26 protein-coding genes are annotated in these 22,985 nt (G+C 57.2%); 16 read left to right on the top strand and 10 right to left on the bottom strand.

Features of this window, described 5'->3' with window-relative positions; genetic code table 11:
* The first annotated feature begins 6 nt into the window (after positions 1-6).
* From AFE_RS11460 to AFE_RS11410, 9 genes are all read left to right on the top strand, one after another.
* Positions 7-1,083 carry a TniQ family protein gene (locus AFE_RS11460; protein WP_111122573.1) on the top strand — a complete coding sequence of 359 codons (1,077 nt, stop codon included), beginning with the start codon at positions 7-9 and terminating at the stop codon, positions 1,081-1,083.
* Positions 1,084-1,679: 596 nt separating this feature from the next.
* A complete protein-coding gene (locus tag AFE_RS16210) occupies positions 1,680-2,528 on the top strand; it encodes a hypothetical protein (protein ID WP_148208626.1) in 849 nt (282 codons plus the stop codon).
* A gap of 873 nt (positions 2,529-3,401) precedes the next feature.
* Positions 3,402-3,653 (top strand): hypothetical protein, encoded by a 252-nt coding sequence (locus AFE_RS11445; RefSeq protein WP_009563471.1) that lies wholly within the window; start codon positions 3,402-3,404, stop codon positions 3,651-3,653.
* A 693-nt stretch (positions 3,654-4,346) separates the two neighbouring features.
* Complete coding sequence (locus tag AFE_RS11440) at positions 4,347-4,964, top strand: hypothetical protein (protein WP_009563470.1); 618 nt, start codon at positions 4,347-4,349, stop codon at positions 4,962-4,964.
* A gap of 439 nt (positions 4,965-5,403) precedes the next feature.
* Positions 5,404-5,763, top strand: coding sequence for a hypothetical protein (locus tag AFE_RS11430; protein WP_229129738.1), 360 nt, complete (start codon positions 5,404-5,406; stop codon positions 5,761-5,763).
* Positions 5,764-5,850: 87 nt separating this feature from the next.
* Entirely contained in the window at positions 5,851-6,117 is a 267-nt protein-coding gene (locus AFE_RS11425; RefSeq protein ID WP_009562712.1) for a hypothetical protein, read from the top strand.
* 71 nt (positions 6,118-6,188) lie between these two features.
* Positions 6,189-6,548 (top strand): DUF3579 domain-containing protein, encoded by a 360-nt coding sequence (locus AFE_RS11420; protein ID WP_009562710.1) that lies wholly within the window; start codon positions 6,189-6,191, stop codon positions 6,546-6,548.
* A 61-nt stretch (positions 6,549-6,609) separates the two neighbouring features.
* The gene (locus tag AFE_RS11415) at positions 6,610-6,819 is read left to right on the top strand and encodes a hypothetical protein (protein ID WP_009562708.1); all 210 of its coding nucleotides are present in this window, start codon (positions 6,610-6,612) and stop codon (positions 6,817-6,819) included.
* Complete coding sequence (locus AFE_RS11410; protein WP_009562706.1) at positions 6,812-7,114, top strand: hypothetical protein; 303 nt, start codon at positions 6,812-6,814, stop codon at positions 7,112-7,114. The genes AFE_RS11415 and AFE_RS11410 overlap by 8 nt, the downstream gene beginning before the upstream one ends.
* 420 nt (positions 7,115-7,534) lie before the next feature.
* Here the strand turns inward: AFE_RS11410 and AFE_RS11405 are convergent, their stop codons facing one another.
* The 3 genes from AFE_RS11405 to AFE_RS16960 form a co-directional block, all read right to left on the bottom strand.
* Complete coding sequence (locus AFE_RS11405; RefSeq protein WP_041647457.1) at positions 7,535-8,377, bottom strand: DUF2459 domain-containing protein; 843 nt, start codon at positions 8,375-8,377, stop codon at positions 7,535-7,537.
* A gap of 506 nt (positions 8,378-8,883) precedes the next feature.
* A complete protein-coding gene (locus AFE_RS11400) occupies positions 8,884-9,075 on the bottom strand; it encodes a hypothetical protein (protein WP_009562702.1) in 192 nt (63 codons plus the stop codon).
* 241 nt (positions 9,076-9,316) lie between these two features.
* The gene (locus tag AFE_RS16960) at positions 9,317-9,439 is read right to left on the bottom strand and encodes a hypothetical protein (protein ID WP_257246328.1); all 123 of its coding nucleotides are present in this window, start codon (positions 9,437-9,439) and stop codon (positions 9,317-9,319) included.
* 330 nt (positions 9,440-9,769) lie between these two features.
* Between AFE_RS16960 and AFE_RS11395 the strand changes: the two genes are divergently transcribed.
* Genes AFE_RS11395 through AFE_RS11385 form a run of 3 tightly spaced genes read left to right on the top strand, consistent with a single transcriptional unit; the run spans position 9,770 to position 10,717 of the window.
* Positions 9,770-9,958: a hypothetical protein gene (locus AFE_RS11395; RefSeq protein WP_012537223.1), complete on the top strand. Its 189-nt coding sequence runs from the start codon at positions 9,770-9,772 to the stop codon at positions 9,956-9,958.
* Positions 9,958-10,284 carry a hypothetical protein gene (locus tag AFE_RS11390; RefSeq protein WP_012537222.1) on the top strand — a complete coding sequence of 109 codons (327 nt, stop codon included), beginning with the start codon at positions 9,958-9,960 and terminating at the stop codon, positions 10,282-10,284. Before AFE_RS11395 ends, AFE_RS11390 begins: the two co-directional genes overlap by 1 nt.
* Before the next feature lies 1 nt (position 10,285).
* Positions 10,286-10,717 carry a hypothetical protein gene (locus AFE_RS11385; protein WP_009568517.1) on the top strand — a complete coding sequence of 144 codons (432 nt, stop codon included), beginning with the start codon at positions 10,286-10,288 and terminating at the stop codon, positions 10,715-10,717.
* A 187-nt stretch (positions 10,718-10,904) separates the two neighbouring features.
* Here the strand turns inward: AFE_RS11385 and AFE_RS15810 are convergent, their stop codons facing one another.
* From AFE_RS15810 to AFE_RS15795, 7 genes are all read right to left on the bottom strand, one after another.
* Positions 10,905-11,084, bottom strand: coding sequence for a DUF3330 domain-containing protein (locus tag AFE_RS15810; RefSeq protein ID WP_009568515.1), 180 nt, complete (start codon positions 11,082-11,084; stop codon positions 10,905-10,907).
* A 510-nt stretch (positions 11,085-11,594) separates the two neighbouring features.
* Positions 11,595-11,714, bottom strand: coding sequence for a hypothetical protein (locus AFE_RS15800; RefSeq protein WP_080513213.1), 120 nt, complete (start codon positions 11,712-11,714; stop codon positions 11,595-11,597).
* Entirely contained in the window at positions 11,711-12,082 is a 372-nt protein-coding gene (merD, locus tag AFE_RS11380; protein ID WP_009568511.1) for a mercury resistance co-regulator MerD, read from the bottom strand. The genes AFE_RS15800 and merD overlap by 4 nt, the downstream gene beginning before the upstream one ends.
* On the bottom strand, positions 12,079-14,157 hold the full coding sequence (locus tag AFE_RS11375; RefSeq protein ID WP_012537219.1) for a glycoside hydrolase family 15 protein: 2,079 nt from the start codon (positions 14,155-14,157) through the stop codon (positions 12,079-12,081). The genes merD and AFE_RS11375 overlap by 4 nt, the downstream gene beginning before the upstream one ends.
* 23 nt (positions 14,158-14,180) lie before the next feature.
* The gene (merA, locus tag AFE_RS11370; RefSeq protein WP_012607441.1) at positions 14,181-15,824 is read right to left on the bottom strand and encodes a mercury(II) reductase; all 1,644 of its coding nucleotides are present in this window, start codon (positions 15,822-15,824) and stop codon (positions 14,181-14,183) included.
* A gap of 25 nt (positions 15,825-15,849) precedes the next feature.
* Positions 15,850-16,284, bottom strand: coding sequence for an organomercurial transporter MerC (merC, locus tag AFE_RS11365; RefSeq protein ID WP_009567170.1), 435 nt, complete (start codon positions 16,282-16,284; stop codon positions 15,850-15,852).
* A gap of 96 nt (positions 16,285-16,380) precedes the next feature.
* Positions 16,381-16,566, bottom strand: a complete 186-nt coding sequence (locus AFE_RS15795; RefSeq protein ID WP_074874174.1) for a hypothetical protein — start codon at positions 16,564-16,566, stop codon at positions 16,381-16,383.
* Between the two features lie 442 nt (positions 16,567-17,008).
* Between AFE_RS15795 and kdpA (AFE_RS11360) the strand changes: the two genes are divergently transcribed.
* The 4 genes from kdpA (AFE_RS11360) (at position 17,009) to kdpB (ending at position 22,980) form a co-directional block, all read left to right on the top strand.
* Positions 17,009-18,760 (top strand): potassium-transporting ATPase subunit KdpA, encoded by a 1,752-nt coding sequence (gene kdpA, locus AFE_RS11360; protein WP_012607439.1) that lies wholly within the window; start codon positions 17,009-17,011, stop codon positions 18,758-18,760.
* Positions 18,761-19,056: 296 nt separating this feature from the next.
* Positions 19,057-19,149, top strand: a complete 93-nt coding sequence (kdpF, locus tag AFE_RS17010; RefSeq protein WP_009569372.1) for a K(+)-transporting ATPase subunit F — start codon at positions 19,057-19,059, stop codon at positions 19,147-19,149.
* The gene (gene kdpA / locus AFE_RS11350; RefSeq protein ID WP_012537216.1) at positions 19,146-20,897 is read left to right on the top strand and encodes a potassium-transporting ATPase subunit KdpA; all 1,752 of its coding nucleotides are present in this window, start codon (positions 19,146-19,148) and stop codon (positions 20,895-20,897) included. Before kdpF ends, kdpA (AFE_RS11350) begins: the two co-directional genes overlap by 4 nt.
* 13 nt (positions 20,898-20,910) lie before the next feature.
* Positions 20,911-22,980 (top strand): potassium-transporting ATPase subunit KdpB, encoded by a 2,070-nt coding sequence (gene kdpB, locus AFE_RS11345; protein WP_012537215.1) that lies wholly within the window; start codon positions 20,911-20,913, stop codon positions 22,978-22,980.
* Positions 22,981-22,985 lie beyond the last annotated feature (5 nt).

The following is a 22,985-nucleotide window of genomic DNA, read 5'->3' as shown; positions in this document are numbered from 1 at the left end:
CGTTAGGTGCGTTCTGTACCTTTGCTGCCCGATGAGATTATCTCGTCGTGGCTAGTGCGGGCGGCGCTTGCCCAAGGCTGCGATCCCATGGTGCTTACCGGCGAAGTGTGGCCTAAGTGGCGCATATGGACGAGAGACGCAGACCGTTTTCTGGATGACGCACCGTTGAATAAGCTGACCGCCCCGGCGGGGATTCCGCTGTCTTCCTTTCGTGCCGCGACGCTCAAAAGTGTCGCTGAGCGTGTCAGTAAAGGACCTCTGCCCGACAGGGCCGTGTGGCCATGGATATTGGCGCTGGGAGCGCGGAATACCAAGCGGCGAAGCGGTCTGCAGTATTGTCCTGATTGTTTGCGCGATGACCGTATTCCTTATTATCGCCTGCAATGGCGTCTCGCGTGGCATGTGGGTTGCGAGCATCATCATTGTTCGCTGCTAGACCGCTGCCCACATTGTAGGGCGCCCTTGGAGCCGCACCGTCTGCATGCGGAGGATGGTCATATGGCGGTCTGCGCGACCTGCAGAGGCGATTTGCGGGATGTGGGCGCTATTACGCCATGTTCGGACGATGCTATGGCGTTCCAGGATGCAGGCGACGAGGCGATTCGTCATGGCAGTGGTCAGTTTATGGCGCACCCGACGGAGACCGATGCATGGTTTGCCGGTGCGTCTTTTTTGTCCGCATTATTGCGAAGAGCTAATCGTAGCGATGCGGAGGCGTTGCACGTATTTCTGGAGCGGATGGGGGTTGCAGTCCCTGAGCTACCGCTGAATCCCGGCACGGGGGTGGAACTGCTCGGTACAGCGGAACGTCACCTGTTGCTGGGCGCGCTGTGGAAGCTGATGCGAACCGACTTGGCCGACGTGTCTAAGTATCTCCAGGAATCCGGTATTACCCGCCAAGGTTTTGTGAGCAAGGGAGAACGGATGCCAGACTTGTTCGCTGAGACTTTCGCGCAACTGCCTGATAACGCCAGAGGACCCAGAAAGCAGGCAGTACGCGATCCTGGTCAGCCCCGGCCGCGTCACGAAGTAATGCGCATGTGGCGGCGATTACAGCGCAAGCTGGAGATGTCGCAGCGATGATGGATACGGTGGCGACGCTGTCGGCTGAGGTGATTTGCGACGAATGTGGCAAGCGAGGCAGAAAAATAACGCGGGTTTACCACGGCTATAAGTATTGTCCCACATGCTACGCACGAGAATTCAAGCGCCGACTTTGTCCGAAGTGTGGGAATTACGCACGGTTGCCGCGCAGGGATATAACTGCTGTGTGTCGTCACTGTGCGCTGGACCAGCCCTGCATCCGGTGTGGAAAGACAGACTTCCGAGTGGGACGGGTGACGCGCTCTGGCCCTGTATGTAATTCCTGTGCGAAATATTTTAGGGAGGCTGAGGCCTGTGAGCTTTGTGGCGAGTTGTCGAGAAGGCTAACGCGGGTATCTCGGTTTAATCATAATCTACGGCTTTGCTCAAAATGCGCCCATGCAGATCACGGAAACTGCCAGGCATGCCACCACCCTAGACTCTTGGTGGTGACCGACGATGGGCGGCGCTTGTGCAAAGTCTGCCTCGATGGCGGAATGATCCTCTGCCAGGAATGTGGGCAATCTATGCCGGCTGGCAGGGGTGCCCAGTGTGAGCCGTGCTATTGGCGAAGCCTCCTGACCAAGCGGATAGCCATGAACTTGGCAGCGTTTGCTATGCCGGTTATGGCTGGTCATTTTGAGCGATTTGGTGCATGGTTGGCCGTTACTGTCGGGGATAACAAGGCCGCCATTACCGTGAACCGCTATCTTTCCTTCTTTATGGAGATCGAGAAAGTTTGGAAGGCTATCCCGGACTATAACCGATTGATTGCTCATTTCGGCGCCGAGGGGCTACGCAGGGTGAGGCTTCCCATGCGGTGGATGCAGGAAACTGGGCTAGTGGTCAAAGATGTTGCTGTGCAGGCAGGAGATTCCGAGAAGCGGCAAATTGCTGGTATGCTGAAGGCGCTGGAAGGCGATCCGCCAGGTCTGCGGGTACTGAAAGGCTATCACGATACACTTATGGCGAAGGTGAAAGCTGGAAAACTGAGTTTGCGATCCGTGCGCCTTGCCATGGCACCTGCGAAAGCGTTGATGTTGGAAGCCCAGAAAATGGGCCTAAAGAAGCCAGATCAGAAGGCTGTGGATGTATATTTGGCTAAGGTGCCCGGCCAACGTGCCGCTCTGACGGGGTTTGTGCGATATTTGCGTGAGGCGCATTCTGTGGGTGTCGCGATGCCTAAAGCCAAAGAGGGTGCCGCCCAAAAAGTCCGTCAGCGTAAGTTAGAGCAGGAAATGCTGGCGATGATGCGTGAGGGTGGGGAAGGCGACGAGTTTTTGCGCCGATGGGTGTCGGTGGGGTTGGCGTATTTTCATGGGTTGCCGAGGAAGGTGGGGATAGGAGCGGATGTGTTGAGAACGGACGGTGAGGGCATGGCTATAAATGTTGAAGGTAAGTCGTACTGGTTACCCTCAATAAGTCAGATGGGGTTGTCTGAATAATGTGCCAACGTTATCAGTACGAAGACGTAAGGATGCTAGGGGGCTCCACCTACCGTCGAAACTTTTGCGTCGGCGTTCGCCTCCCGAAGGGCTTTGGAAGAGTGATATAGGTACCATCGGCGGAGGCTGACGTTGAGGTCCTTGGCCAGATTGCTCACATGGGCGAACGTCACACTATCACCGATATCGGCTTTTCGCATGTCGAAGCAACAGAGCATTCGGAGCAGACTGTTGTGGGTGTCGCCGTATGAATGCGCCTGGTTCACTCCGTCAAGGATGTGTCGCTCCAAGACCTCCTGAGTCACAGGAGTCCCAGTGGATCCAAAGCTGCGCAGTATCTTGAGCTCAAGCAATGCATGATGGTAGATAGTCCCGGGCGGCTCGGTTCTGTCGTCGACGATTTCGATGTCAGTGCGACCAAGCTTGACTGCTTGCTCTTGTCGAATCATGCACCACAGGAAGCGGCCAACCAAGCCTAAACGTACGATTTGCTGCACCGTATGTTCAGCCTGTTCAACGGGCCACGTGCATCTGAAAGGGTTTCTTCTCCCGCTGGTCAGGCACTAGGTTCAACTCCGTTTGCGCGGCAAAGAAACTGGTACCGTCTAGGCCAGTCCTCATCCGCTGCTCATCGGTGGCGTTATTATGCCCGTCAGTGACAGCCACCCATGCCGCAGGTTGCCAGTAAGGCGGACGGTACGATTCTGGATTCACATTCTGTAACAAATTCGTCGTGGTATTGTGAAAAGGCACGATTTATACTGCCTCCGTATTCTTCCATGAAATATTCCCGAAGGTTTCCAATGGGATTGGACATCCGGATGGGGGGCGAGGTTGTTCTCAGGCAAACCACAGATTGGGAGGTTTCCATGAATGATCCTTTTCGGCAAATCGGTCCCTATCGGCATCCTTCTTCTGGTTTGGTGCCTTTCGCTCTCTTCGGTGGCGGCAAGCGCCGCGTCACTCACGTCGGCGCAACGGGTTGCCCGCATCCAATCCCGCCTCGGTCATCTCGAGCATCGGGAAACCCTTTTGCGGTCCAAAGGCAAAACGCGACGCCTCGCCAAGGTGGATGCGCGGATCGCGAAACTCCAGACGCGGTTCGGCAAACTGCAGGGCCAGTAAAAGCGGTGGGCGAACGCAAAATGGTTGGCGTGTGGATAGGGATGGTGATCGCTCTGGCAGGTTGCGCGATGACTTCTGGCTGCGGGGCCGCCATGGGGCGTAACGGTTCCTCCCTCGCCAGTCGGCGGAGATCGGTGCTCGCGGAAACGTTGGATACGGTGCCCGGAATGCCGGGTGTATCGGCCCTGCCCGGGTGCCCGCCAGGTTCCTGGCCATGGCTGGCGGAGGACGGGACGCAGGTTTTGGCACACGGGCGGTGGCACTAATGGCCCCCGATCACCCCGCGTTTGTGGGATACGCTGCTGGCTCTCCTGGCGGCCATTATTTTGACTTTTATCAAGGGTGCGCAAGCACTGGCGACGCTTCTCGCCGTCCAGTCCGCAGTGAAGCGGGCGGCCGCACGGGAGGAACATCCCCAGGTACCCAAAGTATTTGAGTAATAGGAAAATTCACGGCAAGCCCAGGCCGCTGACTAGGCTGGGCGTTGGAGGTGAAAATCATGTTTTCTCATGGTGGGCCATCGTATCAAAGCGGTTGGAAGATCCTGGTCATGCTGCTGGGATTGGCGTTGCTGTCCGGTTGTGTGGTCGTTCCGCGTGGGGGATATTACATCCATCCCTGCTGGCACTGCGGTTGGCGACGGTAAGTCTTCGCGCTCAGGAAAACCCAAGCTGACGCGGGGCGGAGGTGAACATGCGGGAAAACGGTCGTTTCTGGGGCAAATGGGCGGTCCTTGGGTTGATCTCGTTCCTCCTGTTGTGCGGGGTGTGGGTATTTTCTATCCCGCGCGCGACAGCCGGTGTAGAGTTTGCTTTCTCCGTGGGGGACGGAGTCAATGCCTACTACCTGCCGGCTATGGCGGATTTTGTCTACTCTGATGATGGGCTCTATTACGAATGGTCGGCGGGTGGCTGGCTGTACAGCGGCGATTACTACGGCCCCTGGCTGCCGCTGCCCATGACCATGGTCGTGCCGTCACCACTCTTGTACGGTCCGCCGCCTCCGGTATCCGCCTTTCGGCCCTATTTCATCTGGTGGAGGGCGCGGGTGGCGCCGTGGTATCGCGTCTATCATCCTGGCTGGTGGCTGCGACATCATGTGGATTTGGCGCGTTACCGGATCTGGCGCGCGCGGGTGGTTCCCGTGTACAGGAATCGGCCTTTTTACCGATGGCGTATGCATCCGGTTATCCGTCCCGTCGGCGGCCGCATCCGTATCGCTTACCGGGCGCGTCGTCGTCCGGTCCGCCGGATTATCGTCGCGCATCCCCATCCGTTGCGGCGGCGGGTGATCGCACGGCGCGAGCGATGAGGAGATGTCCCATCCAGGGATCTGAATTCCTTGAGTACGGCCGGATTTCACCCAAAAGGATGAAGTGTCTGGGGACATCTTTAGTGGAGCAAAGCGTGCTTATCGGGTTGTCGCCTAAAACGGCATGCCGCATACCATGAACAGTGCTCATGAAAGCAGTGATACACCATATATAAGTATCTATGGGAGCTAACCCGATAAGCACGGAGCAAAGTAACGGTGAAGCGGGGGCGGTCTCCCTTGTCCAGCCCGATTGCGGCGTGCAGGGTGATGATCTCCCCTGAGGATAGCCCTTGGCGCGGAGGGAGGGCGAGAACGGCTTCGGCCAACAGTCTCCCTGCCAAGGTCCCCGGAGAAATTCCTTCGGTCTGGGCGTGGCGGGTGAAGCTTTTCATGGCGTTCTCCGGTATCCATACCTCAATTGCGCATTCCGGCGATCGTGGGCAGTGATTCCGCCATCGTGGGCACCCGATTCGTCAACCTGCCCGGCAATCTGTTCAGAACCCGCCTGAACGACGGCCAGGATGGCGGAGCGGTGATTGACGTGGGTCATGAAATCGTCCTGGAGAAAACGGGCTACGGGCTGGACCAGGCGGCGATGGATGCCTTGCGGGGGTTTACGGGAATCACGGAATGGGGCCTGGTCGGCAGCCGGACCGGTGCCTGCATCATGGCCTGTGGGTTCTCCCTGTGGGACGCGGGGATCCCCTTTCATGTGATCCGGCACCTGTGCGCGGAAGAAAAAGGCCCGATGTGCGAAGTGGTGGATACCGTGCTGCAGCGACAGTTTGGAGTATGACATGCTGATACCATCTTGATGAACTTCACGACGTAAACAGACTCAAACACACGCACTCAGAAATACGGCACAAAAAGGGGATATGCCATGGTTGAAACGGAAATCAGCCTGCTGCAAGCATTACAGCATCGGATCAGTGATCGCATTCTTGCCTTGGCACAGCATGCGTTGGATCTCGGCATGAAATATGCCGTCCTGGACATTCATCGCCAGGATGGGCTGATTTGCGTCATCACCACCAGTTACCCCATGGCTAAAGGGATCGCCCAAACGGCTGTTCATCACCCTTTGCAAGTAGTCAGCCTGACGAGCATCGTCGCTGTGGGCATCACCCGTCGGGAAGGGCACATCTAGCAAGGGGCGCACCCTGCAAGGGTTGCGCCCGGCAAGATCGAATCCTGACCATTCACGCACAGGAATAAAACATGCTCATTGTTATTGAAGGCGTTGTGCTGCCGGATCGTCGTAAATTCCGGCCATCGGACTGGGCGGAAATGCTGATTGAGGGAGCAGGCCTGGCACACTTTGGTCCGAACCATAAAATTCACTATGAGGATGACGTGGAACCGGCAACCATCGATGGCTATGCGTCCATTATTTTCGACGAAGCCCTGGAACAGTCACAGCCGGAAGCTTACGCGGAGTTGCTGCACTTTGCCACCAAGAACAACCTGAATATTTTCATGAAAGAAGGGACCATTCAGCATCAGGACGGGTGCGCGTCCCGCGAAGGACGCGCACCCTGCGATCCGCATCTGCCTGCGAAAGAGAAATGCCGGGCATGAAGATGGTCCAGGCATGGACGCCGTGGAAAGACCAGATACTGGCAGAGAATCGGAAAAATGAATGATGGTTGCTGAAATTCCTAAAAACAGGCTGGTCCAGGCCGTGGCGGCAGGCGGGATGGATCTGGGCGAAGATTCCTCCTACAAGACCCCGGAAGATTGGATAGGTAAAGGCGGGCTGACCAAGCAGCTGGTGGAGCGGGCACTACAGACCGAGACGGTCGAGCACCTGGGATATGCTAAATCAAGAAGGAGTTTTCAAGATGAATAATCGCTTGTTCGTTGTTTCTGTTATTGGTATTTTGCTTGGCACACCGTTGGCGGTCGCGTCCACAACCATTCCCTCCACTTCAGCGGTAACTTCCGCTAAAACGGCAATCGCAACCCATGCTCAAATCGTCAAGCAGAAACGGATTGCCCATATCCAGGCTCGCATTATGCGGCTGAAACGTCTGGATACGATTTTGACGTCCAAGAGCGAAACGCTGCGACTGGCCAAGGCGGCACGTGTAAAATCGCAGATTAGGAAACTCCAGGCACATCTCACCAAGCTGCAGGGCAAATAGAGTCATCGTCCCGTGTCGCCAGGGTCATGCACGGAAGACTTTTCTGTAGGGCGGTGCGCGCCATCATTGGCACTGCTTGTGGTGTAAGGGCGATTTCATGGAGCAACCTGGATATTAGCCCTCCCGGCCAATCATCCCGAGGGTTGCCCGGCGAGGTCTGTACTCCCAATCAGCCACCACCGCCTTGCTCAGCGCGATATACCTGCACCCCAGACAATGGAGGCGACCCACGCTTTGGCAACACGCGCAGGCCATAGCAACAGAGCATGAAACCCCGGTTAAAGCCTTGGCTTTGTCGCGAAAGAATTCGCTCCCCAATGATGAAGGAGACAGCATGGCTGTGTACCCGCTAAAAATTATGAAATTCTTGGGTAGTCCCCGGATCGGCATCACACCAGATGACGTGATGCATTTTGCCGTTCATTCTGGGCAGGAACGCAGAGGCCGGATCTCCGACATGACCTGTCCGGCAAACAAGACTCCCTCGTCGCTAACAGGCAGGTCGGCGAACTTCAGGGCTGCTGCCGTCCAAGTATTGCAAGTATGGAAAGCATCGTAGGTGCCTGTAGAGGCAAAGAAACGGCTTCCCGGAAATGGGCCGGGGGCCAGACTGACCGGATCCTCGCTTGGCCCCATTCGCAGGTAGTCTCCAAGATAGGCGTCGAGCCTCCAGACGGCGGTGCGGGACACGCATATCCAGCGCAGATGAGCATCAGGCGGAAGCGCATTTTTCGGGTGCTTTGATAGGCCTTCGACGAAAACAACGCTCGAAGAGGGAAACAAGGCGTCGATCGCCATTCCCGGTCCCGGATGGGTTGCTATGTAAAAGTTCCGGTTGCCCCATCCGTATGCGAGATACTTCGCTTCCGGGAACCAATGGCGCAAGTGGTCCAAGGACGGACCGAGAGCTCCGACAGGCAGGACCAGACCGGTGTGCCAGCCTTCGTCCAGCACCCCGATGGTTACTTCCGTGCTGTTTGTAAGAAAGTGCGGCGGCGGCGGCAAGACCGGCTTAGTAGCGACCGAAGGCGGCAGGCCGGGCGCGCAGCTGGCCAGCATAGCGGTTGCCAAGGTCGCGATGGCAACCCGCGCCGCCAACAACAGCCTGGGCAATGTGCCTGGGCCGTGTATGCCCCTGCATCGCTGGGGCACAGGCTCCCTCGGGGCGACGCTGTGCTGCCGCGACAGATGGGGAGAACGTACGCCCAGCAATAGCACCAAGCGTTCGAGCGTTCTGTGGTGGATGACATAACGTCCGTACATGGTGCACCTCTCTGAAATGGTGTACTCCATACTCCATAACACCGCAGTATACCGGGTAATCATGTCACGCAGCTGAAGTTATATTCACTGAGATCACTAACACGAACAAGCCAAAAGGACTGGATTATGGCGATGGCTGAGTGCTGCCGACCCGCCCGCAGCCGTAGGTGTAGCGGCTTGCAATCGAAAACGGCGTGCTCGCAATCAACGGGCATTTTCAGCTCACATTAACTGCGACTGACGGGTCCTCGTGCTCACATTATTTGCGCCTATGGTCGCAATCATCCGCCTGTGCTCGCAATCGAAAATGGTGTGCTCACATTAATTGCAACTGACGGCACCCCTGTCCGCTTGAGGTATACTTCAATCGGATGCAGCAATGAGAAAATGAAGCGTGGCAGGGCTTCCAGCCGTCCTACCGTGCTATATTTTCCGTTTTCTCTATCGACCCCATGCAGCGCATCACCGATGAGACGTTCCGGATGGCGACCGCGATCAACCCGTATTCAATGACCGTGCCCCTTCTTCCCAGTGCAGATGTTTGACGATGCGCCACTGAACCCGGCACGAACGCCCCAGACTTTTGCCCAGAACGCCGCCCGCTGCTTTGCTTCCCCGGCACTGGTGATCTGCCGGTCCACCGCCCGGCTCAATCTCCGTATGGCATACATCCGCCTTTCGTCGCTGTTACGGCGCATCACAGCCCCTTTCCATTGCCCGCGGTACTCGTTCACCTGTCGTCAGGTAGGGATCTATTCTTTGCGTGTTAACCAGTTTGGACGTGGCTACCTCATCGGCCAAACCCTTGTGGCGGCGCGTAGGCTGCTGCCGTTGCCGATCATACTCCCACACTGTTGTCCAAAACGGATCAACGGCTTGTTTGACCGATGATCGGTATCGCGGTGTAAGAATGGGCACCCTATCGCCTTATCCTGCAGTTCATGGAATGGAATTGACGAACCACAAAATAACTGCACCAACCAGAACAGAAACCGTGACGGCGCCAGCAGCGCCAACCATTGCAAGGGTGAGCATTCTTGCCACTTCAACTCCGAATGTCATGTCAACCTCCATCCATCGCTGATTGCCTGTAAAATCACCTTTCTCACAGACCCGTTCAGTGCCGATGGCACCAAACGAACGCCCCAGGCTGCGGGGCGGCCGATCTGTAGATTGAATAATAGTATACAGGCATAGATTTGTCTTGTTTATTGCGCTAAGCTATTCAGCGGAGGACGGTTCAGGCCGCATGGGGACTACTATCCCTCGGCCCTACCGAGCCTGGATCGTTTTCCGATCGTGATAGCCCGCTCCACGTTGCCAGGAGGGCGTTCATGCGCTCACCTGGTTTTTTACAGGCGATGGATGCGGAAACGAAAAAGGGGGTGTGTGATGATGGCGAACATAGACAGGGGTTTTGTGGAGTCGTTGAACAGGCGCACGGGGTTGAACCTGACTTGGGAGGAGTTCAAGGCGATTTATCAGGAGCGGAAGGCCGAGCGTGACGCTGACCCGGCCATTCAAAGCCGGAAGGCGCGGCATCGTGTCGAGATGGAGGATATGGATGCCTTTTTCAGGTGATGCGCAGCATAAAACATGCCAATAAAAAGCAGGTGATGCAGTTGCACCCGCCGATCTCCGTGAGTAGCATCATCGCCATGCACGAGACCCACCACAAAGACAAAGAACGTATCCTGCGCTGCCTCCGCAACGGCCCCAGGACCTGCAAGGAAGTCGCAGACGCCCTCAAGCTATCCTGCCTGCGCACCAATCACCTTATAGTGGACCTGGCAAAACAGGGGCTGGTCCACGCACACCACTGCACCATCAATGCATCGGGGTCACCCATCAATGTTTGGGCGTTACCATCCTCGGAAACACCCCCATTACTCGCAGGGACCGCATGAGGTGGACCATTTCCAAGGCTTCACCGAAAAAAGCACCCTGCACAAACCATCAAAAGAACCTCAGAAAACCACCGAAGAACTGGTCCCGATTGTCGTTGCTGCCTTAGCAGGAGCCATGGATTCACGGGAACTCGCCACCGCTACGGGATTTCCGCCTGCAGCGGTTGGCAACGCTTTAAGATTGGCGAGCAATTACGGGTTGGTCAGCAAGGTGCCGCCTTTCGACAAGCGCGTGATGACCTGGGAACGCACCAAAGGAAAGGCGTACACGACCGCGCTAAACGCCTGGGAAACACGTCGTAAAAAGCCTCCCAAGTCATCGCAACAGCCTGAGAATCCAACCAATACCCTTTCATCATCCCGCATCAATGAGGCGTTTTGGAGCCGCTGGCTGCGCAATGACCCGTCTACCCGACCAAAACTCGATGACTGACCATCACGCACCCCCATTTGTTGTGCGGACTCGCCTGTTGTGGGGGCGGCGTCTGTCAACCGCGAAAAGGCATCGAGAAATGGCCCAGAATCGGTTTTTGATGGCCTAAGTGTAACGGCTTGCAATCGAAAACGGTGTGCTCAGATTAACTGCAACTGACGACGCCCCTGTCCGCTTGAGGTATGCCTCAACCTGACGGCGGCGAATCGCAAGCGCTCGGTTCGGTCGCAATGCTGATCCGCGCATGGAAGCGCAGGTAGCACTCCAGCCCGCAGAAGTGCTCGACGTACTCCGCGCCTTCCGGGGTGAATAACGTAATTTGTACATTAACTACAGCATCCTCGACCTCCAGAAAATATGCCAGCAAATTCCATTTCTCCGGACAAGCGCTTCAGATAATATTCGGGATCTTCCCGAAAAACAGTAATGCAATGCGGGCATCTACAAAAATACAGTTCCTTATCTCGAAAACTAATTGCCACAGTTTGATTGATTGGTTTTTCAGCCAAACAACTTGGGCACACAACGAGACTATTTGTTTCTTCCAGCAGGGTTTCGGCATTTTCTTGGAACGTAACGGCACACCCGTCGCAACAGAATGAATATTCCTTTCCTCGATATTCCTGTATAACAGCATTCTCTTTAGTAATGCCCAACCTTACTAAGGAGCAACCGCATGTGGGGCAAATCAGTGTTGTCATGTTCACACCTCCATTAATTCTCTGATATATAACGTCTGAATTTAGCGGAGCGCTTCTGTTACGTCTCTCGTTATATTAGTAAGGGGTATCCCATGTCGAAGTCGTCGGCAGAAAAGCGCACGGCGAGGGCACGCAAGGCATCGAACGTGGCGAACAGTGCCGGATTGCCGCAGGCATCAGTTCGGACGACTCGGCCACAGGCAGGAACAGGAGAGACAGGTGAGCACGACCCGCCCGCCCCACAGATAGCCGGTGAACGGCTTGCGTGTTTCGGTCGGCCCAGCGTTCGGGGCTATTCATGGCAAACTCTCCGCGTGCTGTGCTCGCTCGGCAGGGTGGCCAACTGCGCTTCCAGATCGGCCAACGCTTCGCGTCGGCGTTTGACGATCTGGCGCAGCGCGGTAAGCTGCGCGGCGGCCTGGTCGCCGTCCGACGTATCGAGTGCCCGGCACAACCGCGCCAGCGCATCGAGGCCGATGCCCGCTTCGAAGGCAGCCCGCACCAAGCACAGCCGTTGCAAGGCCGCCTCGTCGAACAGACCGTAGCCGCCTTGGGTACGCGCCACCGGCCGCAGCAGTCCGCGCAGCAAGTAGTCGCGCACGATATGCACGCTGACACCCGCGCCCTCAGCCAGCTTGGAAATTGTGTACCGATTCATGTTCATGTTCCTTTACGACTCGAAGCGCCCAGCAGCCGGATATACTCCGCGTGAGCCCACACCAGAGGTGTGGCCGAACCCGTGCCATGGCCCAGACGCGGTTCTGTATCCCACACTTGCTCGGGCAGCATGCCGTTTTCGTTGGCAAAGCACTCCAGCGCCTTGATGTAGGGCCGGGAGTCGCGTCCGGCGGCAACTTCATAGTGTCCGCGCTCGCCGGTGAGCAACGGCCACAAGCGTCCGCGCCCGGTACCATCGAATGGTGAACCGTCCTCGTGCTCACCGTAACCATCCCCGTTGTAGCGATACCACGCCGGTCCGCAAGGCGTCTCGCGTCGGCACAGTGCATCCCATACCGGCAGGGTCTTGAGAACGTGCAGGTCGGCGGCGGTGCGCAGACCCAGGCGTACCAACTCCAGGAAACCGCCGTCTACCACGCAACATTGGGACTGGTTGTACATTGCTTCCGCTGGTAGATTGCGAATTGGCAGAAATACTCGACACTCTGGCAGATGCTCACCGGTGTCGACCGACGGGATCAGGGCGATACGCTCGTAGTGCTCGGGATGGCCGAAGAGCAATCGACCGCAATCGGTGAAGGTCCAATCCTCGATGCGTTGTTCCCAGTCTTGCGCCACCTGTCGGTAAGTGACGGCCTGCGCCCCTTTTCCGGTCGCATCGGCCACCGCTGCCGCAGCGCGCAGCGCGGCAACCACTACCGCCAGGGTATGGGGACTGTAACCTCTGTTCTCCTCCCAGCGGTCCTGGGGGGTGACCGGCCCATGGTTCACCAGGAAATCGGCGGCACGCTGTACCACGGGATACGGGTCGAAGTCCAAGAGCCCTTCGTGGTGCAGGTGGTTGGCCAACAGCACCGAATAGCCGACTTCGTCGAGCTGCAGGCCTTGCCAGTAGGGCCTGCCATCCACCCAGAAATTCTGAAAGAAGCTTCCATCCTCGCGCTGTCGAGAGAACAAATAATGCAGAATCTGCGCTGGCCTCTCCCGGTCGCCGGCGGCGAGCAAGCCCATGGCCTGGTGGTAGAGATCGCGCGGCCAGACCAAGTGATAGCCGCCAATCGGCTGGTCCGCCGATGCCGATTCGCCCCAGGGAATGGACAACGAGGCCACGCCCGCGCCGCGATGAATCTTGTCGATATGCGTACGCAACACCGCGATGCTACGCCGGTAAAGCTGCCCGCCGTCGCCGCTCTGGGCCGACAGATCGAGCAATCCGCGCTGATAAGCGCGCCACCCTTCCATGTAGCGATTGAGAACCGACGCGAATCCGTTGCGGTCCAGGCAGCCGCTTGCAGCCTTGATGGCCGTCCGCTCGCTGTTGCCGAACCCGACACAAAGCATGAAATGACCGTCTGGCGGCAACTCCAGTTCTGCCGTCAGCGCAATATTGCCCGGTCCCGCTGTCGTGAAGTTCCATTCTAGGTGCCGGTGTCTGTTTATATCCTGCCAGCCGTCGGAATGACCCACATAGCCGGCTGACATGCGTGAGAAGGGTACCGTGGCGGTTACCGCAGCGTATCGAGACCCGCGCCAGGCGATGAGCCAGTCGCATTCGTTGGCGCCATATTCAACGCGACCGTGGTTATCCGACCCCTGGTTGTCGAGATGGGGCGCCCACAGCAGATACAGGCGGTAATGTCGGGCTGCTTCCACCAAAGGCTCGAAGTGGACTCGCTCAAGCACGCAGTCGGCATCGGGATCCGTGCAGACCGTCTTGATCAGTCGGTAGCGGCCTTGCGGATCTCGGCTGACAATCTGGAAGGCCGGAATGCCGTCTTCGATCCACTCGACGCTATGTTCCAGATCGCGTCGCTCTTCGTGAAATAGCTCACCACCATCGGTGATCAGGAACTGAAGATCGCGTTGATTCGGACAGTCGATCGTCGGATGATAAACCTCGGTTAACACACCGTCGGCGACGGTGAACCAGACGCGGGAACGTTCACTCAAGGCAGTGCCCACAGCCTGCTTGTGGGCACTGGCCCAAGTGCTGGGCAGGCCTGGCTGCCCGAACGGAAGTTCGCTCATGGTCTCCTTGGTCTTGCGACGTTCATGCCGCAACGGGACTCCTTTATCAATCCGTCTCAACCCGCACAGCAGGACAACTGCTTCACATCCCTGGTGAAGGTCTGGGCAGCAAGCTTCAGCCCTTCGACCATCGTCAGGTAGGGAAACAACTGGTCAGCCAGTTCCTGTACCGTCATCCGGTTACGAATCGCCAGCGCGGCAGTCTGGATCAGCTCGCCCGCTTCCGGGGCGACCACCTGCACGCCGATTAGGCGACCACTGCCCACTTCGGCTACCAGCTTGATGAAGCCGCGTGTATTGAAATTGGCGAGCGCCCGCGGCACGTTGTCGAGCGTCAGCGTGCGGCTGTCGGTTTCGATGCCGTCGCGATGCGCTTCCGCGCCGCTGTAACCCACAGTCGCCACTTGCGGATCGGTGAACACCACGGCTGGCATCGCCGTCAAGTCCAGGGCTGCACTACCGCCCATCATGTTGATGGCCGCACGGGTGCCGGCCGCTGCCGCCACGTAGACGAATTGCGGCTGGTCGGTGCAGTCGCCAGCGGCGTAAATGTTCGGGCTGTTCGTGCGCATACCCTGGTCGATGACGATGGCCCCTTGCGCATTGATGGCCACGCCCGCCGCTTCCAGATTCAGGCGGCGTGTGTTCGGTGCGCGACCAGTGGCGACCAGCAGCTTATCGGCGCGCAGTTCGCCGTGCCCGGTGGCTAGCACAAATTCGCCATCCGCATAAGCGACCTGGCTGGCCTGGGTGTGCTCCAGCACCTCGATGCCTTCGGCGCGAAACGCCGCCGTGATGGCCTCACCGATGGCCGGGTCTTCCCGGAGGAACAAGGTGCCGCGCGCCAGGATCGTCACATGGCTGCCGAGCCGGGCGAAGGCTTGCGCCAGTTCCAGCGCCACCACCGACGAGCCGATCACGGCCAGACGCTCGGGGATCGATTCGCTGACCAGCGCTTCGGTGGAGGTCCAATAAGGAGTGTCTTTCAAGCCGGGAATCGGCGGCACGGCCGGACTGGCGCCCGTGGCAACCAGGCAGCGGTCGAACATTACGACGCGCTCGCCACCATCGTTCAAATGGACGACAACACTCCGGCTGTCCTTGAAACGCGCTTCACCGCGCAGAACGGTGATGGCCGGGTTGCCGTCCAGGATGCCTTCGTACTTGGCGTGACGCAGTTCATCGACACGGGCCTGCTGTTGGACCAGCAGCGCTGTGCGCTGGATGGTCGGCGCGACCGCCTGGATGCCGCCATCGAATGGGCTTTCCCGGCGCAGGTGGGCGATATGGGCGGCGCGGATCATGATCTTGGACGGCACGCAACCGATGTTCACGCAGGTGCCGCCGATGGTGCTGCGTTCGATCAGCGTCACGCGCGCGCCCCGCTCGACAGCCTTCAATGCGCACGCCATCGCCGCTCCGCCGCTGCCGATCACAGCGATGTGTAGCTCCTGTCCATCGTTTGTGGAGGAGGCACCGTCGCTCCGTGGATGCACACCATAGCCACTTGCAACCACCGCCTTGATTAGCCGCTGCATCGGCACCTCGCCCTCCAGCACGACCCGGGCCGTGGCATCCGGGTAGGACACCTGCGCCTCGCGTACGCCGGGCACGCCTTCGAGTGCTTTGCGCACATGCGCGGCGCAACCGTCGCAGGTCATGCCAGTGATAGCGAGTTCGGTGGGCGCGTTCTCGGTCATAATATCCTCCAAAGTGTCTATGTGCTCAGCTACGCGGGGCGGGCGTTTCGCAGCCGTCGGTCGCGCAGCGGCGGTTCGCCGGATTGACCATGTCCCAGATGGAGACAAGGAACATCACCACCAATCCGGTATAAAAAATTACGCGCGCCAGGTCCTTGTCCAGAAAGTGATGCGTTAACCCAAACACCCCGACAAGCGCTAGCACCGGACCGATCGAGCCCAGCAGCGTGCGTTGCCATTGGCGGTGCGAGAACCAGCCCGCCAAGGTCGCCAATAATGCCACGCTGGCGAAAATCGGAATCAGCCACTGCACGAACAGGCCTTCCCACTGGCTGAGAAAGCCCAATCCGATTGCAGCGCCGAGGCTCGCTGCTGCGGGGAAACACATGGCGCAACTGAAACTACCGACGATGGTACCGACTATGCCAATTTTGTCGATGATGCGGGTTATGGCTGACATGGACAGATCCTCCTGGTCATCACGCTATGTCATCACGATATAAGCTTATTATAGGGGTTGGGTAGGCCCAACTTACTGCCGTACCAGGGTACGGAGTCAAGGGCCTGATGCCCGCAACGCCAGCGACAGCGACAGAAGGAACAAGTCGGTCAAACCGAGCGCCGCGATAACCCAAATGCTCACCGAGGAACGTGCCGGCGTCGTACCTGCCAGCACGACGGCAATGAAGAGGTGGCAGGGGCAGGTCAGCACAGCCAGTTCGCCCCACAGGTAGGCGGTGATGGACTGGCGCTCGGGGCCGTTTCATGCGGGACAGGCACTCTGTCGATCCAAATTTATAGACAAATTATATGTATTTTATATGGAATTTATAGATGGAACCTTGCTAGTCTTCGTGTATGTGGCGGGCAACGATTCACCGGAAGATAGAATCCTTACTGATGAACAGTGATCCGTGCTTATCCGGTTAGCGCCCAACCATACCAGACTAGATGTGGTGGGTAGTTATGGTATCCGATATATTAGTTATAGTGCCTTTAAGCACGCAGTGATCTATCAGCTTATTTTTGTGGTAGTTTTTGGTTTTATGGAGGCGCCGAGATGCTGGGACGAATGAGGAGGCACAAATGACCGCCTTCGGCTGGGTTGGTCTGAGATTGCGCGTCATCCTGTTCTTTTACTTGCTGTCGTTCTTGTCGTTCCCACCCAAAGCGGAGCAATCCTTATGACTTCTGCAATCATTCTCCTTGTTGCAGTTCTGGCATTGTCAGTTTTTCTGGCATTGCCGTTGGGCCACTATATGTATCGTGTTGTTGAAGGTCATCGATTCTGGGCCACCCGTTTCCTGGGACCGCTGGAAAAAAGAATATATCGTCTGACCGGAGTACCTGTCGACGATGAAATGGGATGGAAACGCTATTCCCTGTCCCTATTGCTTTTCAATATTCTCGGCGTTTTGTTTATGTATTTTATTTTTCAAGCACAAGGCGCCTTGCCGCTGAATCCACAGCATCTACCTGGAACGTCCATTGGCACGGCTTTCAATTCCGCCATTGCTGCGATAACCACCACCAACTGGCAAGATTATGGTGGTGAAACGACGCTGAGTTATCTGTCGCAGATGCTGCCCTATACAGATCTGAATTTTATCGGTGGAGCAAGCGGTATTGCTATCGTTCTGGCCATTATTCGTGGCGTAGTGCGAAAAAACACGCACCTTTTGGGTAATTTCTGGGTCGATATTACGCGCATTATCCTCTACGTTCTGATCCCCATGTCAATCATACTGGCGCTAATTTTCATTCAGCAGGGCGTTATCCAGACCTTTGGGCCTTATGTGCAGGTCCATTTGATTGCACCCTTCCAAAGCGGGGGGAAACAAATCACTCAACAGATGATCGCGATGGGACCGGTGGCCTCGCAAGCATCCATCGCAGTGCTGTGTAATAACGGTGAAGGGTTTTTCGATGCGAGTTTCGCCCATCCGTTTGAAAACCCAACCGCGCTGACTAATTTTTTGTATATGATTGGTATGATACTGATCCCGATTGCTATCGTGTTTATGTTTGGTCACATGGCCAAGGCTAAAGGCACTGCTTGGGCGCTATTAATCGCCATGTTGGTGATTTTTGTGCCCTTGGCTTTTTTGAGCGAACATGTCGACCTCGCGGGCAACCCACTATTCAATACACTCCATGTCACGCAGGCGCATACCGCTGTGCTGGCCGGTGGCGGCAATATGGAAGGGGTTGAGGATCGCTTTGGTGTGGCGGCTTCAGACCTGTTTTCAAGCCTCGCCACCACCACGTCATCCGGTCTTGCGGATTGCGCTTATGATTCGCTTATGCCCCTGTCCGGTGGTGTCAATCTCTTCTTTATGGATCTGGGAGAGTGCGTGATCGGCGGTGTGGGTACGGGATTAGCAACCATGCTCGCTTTTGCGATCTTCACGGTATTTCTGGGTGGCCTCCTGGTGGGACGTACGCCAGAGTTTCTCGGTAAAAAGATTGAGTCCTTTGAGATTAAAATGGCCTCACTGGCCATCCTCATCATGCCATTACTGGTTTTGATTGGTACGGCGATCGCCGTGAGTACGAGCGCCGGACGGGCCGGGGCCTTTAATCCGGGGACGCATGGTTTCAGCGAGATCCTCTATGCCATTACCAGTCCCGCCAACAATAATGGCAGCGCCTTTGGTGGATTGAGCAGTGATACGACCTTTTACAACATCATCACCGGGATCGTCATGCTCTTCGGCCGCTATTGGCCCTATCTGGCGCTGCTGGCACTGGCGGGTTCGCTGGCGGGCAAAAAGACGATCCCCGTTGGCGCCGGCACCTTGACGACCCATACCCCAATCTTCATCGGTCTGCTGGTAGGTGTTGTCATTCTGCTCGGCGCGCTCAATTTCTTTCCGGCACTGGCGCTGGGACCGATTGCAGAACAACTGGCACCCCTCAACACGCTGGCTCATTGAGGAATCATATGGATCCACCCCCGCTGTGTGCTCCGCAGCGGGGAGCGTCGGTGCGGTGAATCCAGCATTGGGCTGAACAATCACGAATTTATATACGTTTTATATAGGTTTTATATGGAATTTATAGATGGATGCTTGCTAGTGTTGCACACGGCTACATTATGATGGTGTGCGGGGTGTGGGCCTGCGCTCGCGAAGGAGGTTGGCATGGAATTTGTTTACTTATTGATTATAGTTGTTTTTTTCTTGGCATCCCTAGGGGTTGTTGAGATGTTGGATCGTCTGAGGAACATAAGATGAACGCTTTTGCATGGATAGGCCTCGGTTTGGGGGCAATGCTCTTCATCTATCTTTTGGTATTTCTGATTAATCCGGAACGATTCCTATGATATTCACCATCATGCTGACCGCCGCGGTTCTGTTGTTGACCATTCTGCTGGCCTTGCCTCTGGGTCGCTACATGCATCGCGTTTATGCCGGCGAGAGGTTTTGGGCGACACGCCTGATGAGTCCCGTGGAGCGGGGACTGTACCGCGTCATCGGCGTTTCGGCGAGCGAGGAAATGGATTGGAAGCGCTACGCCATCGCCCTGTTGATCTTTAACCTGATCGGTGGCGTTTTTCTCTATGCCTTGTTGTTGGCGCAAGGCGCGCTGCCCCTGAATCCTTTACACTTCGGCGGCGTCCCAAGTGCTTCCGCATTCAATACCGCAGTCAGTTTTATCACCAATACCAATTGGCAGGATTACTCCGGCGGCTCGACCATGAGTTATCTCTCGCAGATGCTGGGCCTGACCGTGCAGAATTTCCTCTCGGCGGCGACGGGCATCACTATCGTCCTGCCCATCATTCGCGCTCTCGCCCGTCATAAAACCAAGAATCTCGGAAATTTCTGGGTCGACATGACGCGCACCGTTCTCTACGTACTGCTCCCCCTGTCCGCGCTCTTTGCGCTGATTCTTATGGAACAGGGCGTGGTACAAACGTTGACAGGGGTAGTGCGCGCTGACCTCATCGCTCCATTTGTGTCCGGCGGCAAGACTATTCTTCATCAGATGATTCATGTGGGACCGGTAGCCTCTCAAGAGGCCATCATGATGCTGGGTAACAATGGGGGCGGGTTCTTCGACATGAACGATGCGCACCCTTTCGAAAATCCCACGGGCTTCACCAATTTCCTGGAAATGGTGGCCATGATCCTGATTCCCTCTGCCCTGGTGTTCATGTTCGGGCACATGGTGAAGGCCAAACGCACAGCCTGGGCCATCATGATCGCCACGCTCGTACTTTTTGTTCCTTTAACCGTGGTCAGTGAACATTTTGAGCTATTGGGTAACCCGCTGCTGACCCATCTGGGGGCCACGCAAGCCAATATGGCCAGCCTCGCCGGTGGTGGCAATCTGGAAGGGATAGAAGATCGCATCGGTGCTGGCGCGTCGGCGCTGTTCGGCAGTATCGCGACCGCAACCTCCACCGGTGCGGCTAACAGCACCTATGACTCGTTCATGCCCCTGTCCGGCGGAATCAACCTGTTCTTCATGCAAATGGGGGAAACGGTGTTTGGCGGCGTCGGGACGGGTTTGGCGACGGTGCTCGCTTTCATGATCTTTGCCGTTTTTCTCGGTGGTCTCATGGTAGGGCGCACGCCGGAGTTTCTCGGTAAAAAAATCGAGTCGTTCGAGATCAAAATGGCCTCACTGGCCATCCTCATCATGCCATTACTGGTTTTGATCGGTACGGCGGTCGCCGTGAGTACGACCGCCGGACGTGCCGGGGCCCTTAACCCCGGGGCGCATGGTTTCAGCGAGATCCTCTATGCCATTACCAGTCCTGCCAACAATAATGGCAGCGCCTTTGATGGGCTGAGCAGTGACACGACCTTTTACAACCTCATCACCGGAATGGCCATACTCTTCGGTCGCTATTGGCCCTATCTGCCGCTGCTGGCCTTGGCGGGCGCACTTGCGGGTAAAAAGAAGATCCCCGCCGGGGCGGGTACCCTGACGACGCATACGCCGATCTTCATCGGCCTACTGGTGGGGGTCATTCTTCTGGTCGGCGCGCTCAACTTCTTTCCGGCACTGGCGCTGGGTCCGATTGCAGATCAACTGGCGCCCATCAGCACCCTGACTCATTAGAGGAATCATATTCATGGAATCTACCCATCATAAACATGCGGCATCTCCGATCAACTGGAAAGATCAGGGCCGGGGCGCCCTGTGGGACAGCTTCAGCATGCTCTCCCCGCGTCGCCAGTTGCGCAATCCGGTGATGTTCGTCGTCTACGTCGGCTCCTGGCTGCTGCTGGCCCTCTTTTTTCACGATCTAATCGTGCATAACAGTGAAGCGCCTTTTACCGCTGTGATCGACCTCTGGCTCTGGCTCACACTGATTTTTGCCAATTTTGCCGAAGCGCTGGCCGAGCGTCAGGGCGAGGCCCAGGCCAACAGTTTGCGGCAGAGCCGGCAGGAAGTTACGGCCAAAAAACTGCCGAAACCGGTGCGCGAGGCGAGCTATAAGGAGGTTCCCGGCGCCAGCCTGCGCAGCGGCGACTTTGTCCTGATAGAAGCGGGAGACCTCGTCCCCACCGACGGCGAGGCGGTGGCGGGAGTCGCCGCCGTCGATGAAAGCGCCATCACGGGCGAGAGCGCGCCCGTCATCCGCGAAAGCGGGGGTGATCGTAGCGCGGTCACCGGCGGTACCCGGGTGATCTCGGACTGGCTCATCATCCGGGTGACGCAGGAGGCCGGACACACCTTCCTCGACAAAATGATCGCCATGGTGGAGGGGGCATCGCGACGCAAAACCCCTAACGAAATCGCTCTAAGCATACTGTTGGTCGTTTTGACGCTCGTTTTTCTGGTGGTCACCGTCACCATTTATCCGTTTTCCTGGTATAGCGTCCATTACGCCAGCCACTCCGGATCGGTGATCAGCCTGACGGTGCTGGTAGCCTTGCTGGTCTGCCTGATTCCCACCACCATCGGAGCGCTATTACCCGCTATCGGTATTGCCGGCATCGTGCGCTTGCTGCAGAGCAATGTGGTGGCGACTTCCGGGCGTGCCATCGAGGCGGCGGGTGACGTGGATGTGCTGCTTCTCGATAAAACCGGCACCATTACCTACGGCAACCGATCCGCAGCGGCGTTTTACCCCGTTTTAGCGGTTACCCAGGAAATCCTCGCGCAGGCGGCCCGCCGCGCCTCTTTGGCCGATGAGACGCCGGAGGGCAAAAGTATCGTGACCCTTGCCGACAAACATTACCCGCAAAGCCGGGAAGCCTTGCCACTGGAAGCCCAATTGATCCCTTTTACTGCCGAAACCCGCATGAGTGGGGTGGACTGGAATGGGCAGCAATTGCGTAAGGGATCTCCCGACGCCATGAAGGCGTGGGTCCAGTCGCTGGGGGGCACCTGGCCTAACGAGCTGGACGGCATAGTGCAGGAAATCGCGGGGGGTGGCGCAACACCCCTGGTGGTCTGCTCTGGCGCAGCGGTATTGGGTGCCATCGAGTTGCGGGACATCGTCAAAGCCGACATCAAATCGCGCTTTGCCGAATTGCGGGCGATGGGTATCCGCACCGTCATGGTGACCGGCGACAATCCGTTGACTGCCGCCGCCATTGCCGCTGAAGCGGGGGTCGATGATTATCTCGCGGAAGCCAAACCGGAAACCAAGCTCGCGCGCATTCGAGAATACCAGAATGAGGGTTACATGGTCGCGATGACCGGGGACGGCACCAACGATTCCCCAGCCCTGGCCCAGGCGGATGTCGGTCTCTGCATGGCCAGTGGTACCCAGGCGGCGCGCGAAGCCTCCAACATGGTCGACTTGGACTCCAATCCCACCAAACTGCTGGAGATCGTCCAGATCGGCAAGCAACTGCTGATGACCCGCGGCGCCCTCACCACCTTCAGTGTGGCGAACGATGTGGCCAAATACTTCGCCATCATCCCGGCGGCGTTTGTATCGACTTATCCCCAATTGGGCGAGCTGAACATCATGGATTTGAGCTCGCCTACCCATGCCATCATGGCCGCAGTCATCTTTAACGCGCTCATCATCCCCTTTCTGATTCCACTGGCCCTCAAGGGGATCAAGTTCCGCGCGGACTCGGCGCAGCACATCCTGCGCCGCAACGTGTGGATCTACGGATTGGGCGGCATTATTGCGCCATTTATCTTCATCAAGCTGATCGACATGCTGCTGGTTGTACTGTAGGAGGA

This window comes from Acidithiobacillus ferrooxidans ATCC 23270, assembly GCF_000021485.1.
Taxonomy (GTDB): Bacteria; Pseudomonadota; Gammaproteobacteria; order Acidithiobacillales; family Acidithiobacillaceae; genus Acidithiobacillus; species Acidithiobacillus ferrooxidans.
This window is presented reverse-complemented; position numbering and strand designations above follow the sequence as displayed.

Coding starts and splice junctions, on each gene's coding strand:
- AFE_RS16210 (WP_148208626.1), top strand. CDS start 1,680: ATGAACTTGGCAGCGTTTGCTATGCCGGTTATGGCTGGTCATTTTGAG.
- AFE_RS11445 (WP_009563471.1), top strand. CDS start 3,402: ATGATCCTTTTCGGCAAATCGGTCCCTATCGGCATCCTTCTTCTGGTT.
- AFE_RS11440 (WP_009563470.1), top strand. CDS start 4,347: ATGCGGGAAAACGGTCGTTTCTGGGGCAAATGGGCGGTCCTTGGGTTG.
- AFE_RS11425 (WP_009562712.1), top strand. CDS start 5,851: ATGGTTGAAACGGAAATCAGCCTGCTGCAAGCATTACAGCATCGGATC.
- AFE_RS11420 (WP_009562710.1), top strand. CDS start 6,189: ATGCTCATTGTTATTGAAGGCGTTGTGCTGCCGGATCGTCGTAAATTC.
- AFE_RS11415 (WP_009562708.1), top strand. CDS start 6,610: ATGATGGTTGCTGAAATTCCTAAAAACAGGCTGGTCCAGGCCGTGGCG.
- AFE_RS11410 (WP_009562706.1), top strand. CDS start 6,812: ATGAATAATCGCTTGTTCGTTGTTTCTGTTATTGGTATTTTGCTTGGC.
- AFE_RS11405 (WP_041647457.1), bottom strand. CDS start 8,377: ATGTACGGACGTTATGTCATCCACCACAGAACGCTCGAACGCTTGGTG.
- AFE_RS11400 (WP_009562702.1), bottom strand. CDS start 9,075: ATGCGCCGTAACAGCGACGAAAGGCGGATGTATGCCATACGGAGATTG.
- AFE_RS16960 (WP_257246328.1), bottom strand. CDS start 9,439: ATGACATTCGGAGTTGAAGTGGCAAGAATGCTCACCCTTGCAATGGTT.
- AFE_RS11395 (WP_012537223.1), top strand. CDS start 9,770: ATGATGGCGAACATAGACAGGGGTTTTGTGGAGTCGTTGAACAGGCGC.
- AFE_RS11390 (WP_012537222.1), top strand. CDS start 9,958: ATGCGCAGCATAAAACATGCCAATAAAAAGCAGGTGATGCAGTTGCAC.
- merD (WP_009568511.1), bottom strand. CDS start 12,082: ATGAACATGAATCGGTACACAATTTCCAAGCTGGCTGAGGGCGCGGGT.
- merA (WP_012607441.1), bottom strand. CDS start 15,824: ATGACCGAGAACGCGCCCACCGAACTCGCTATCACTGGCATGACCTGC.
- merC (WP_009567170.1), bottom strand. CDS start 16,284: ATGTCAGCCATAACCCGCATCATCGACAAAATTGGCATAGTCGGTACC.
- kdpA (WP_012607439.1), top strand. CDS start 17,009: ATGACTTCTGCAATCATTCTCCTTGTTGCAGTTCTGGCATTGTCAGTT.
- kdpF (WP_009569372.1), top strand. CDS start 19,057: ATGAACGCTTTTGCATGGATAGGCCTCGGTTTGGGGGCAATGCTCTTC.
- kdpA (WP_012537216.1), top strand. CDS start 19,146: ATGATATTCACCATCATGCTGACCGCCGCGGTTCTGTTGTTGACCATT.
- kdpB (WP_012537215.1), top strand. CDS start 20,911: ATGGAATCTACCCATCATAAACATGCGGCATCTCCGATCAACTGGAAA.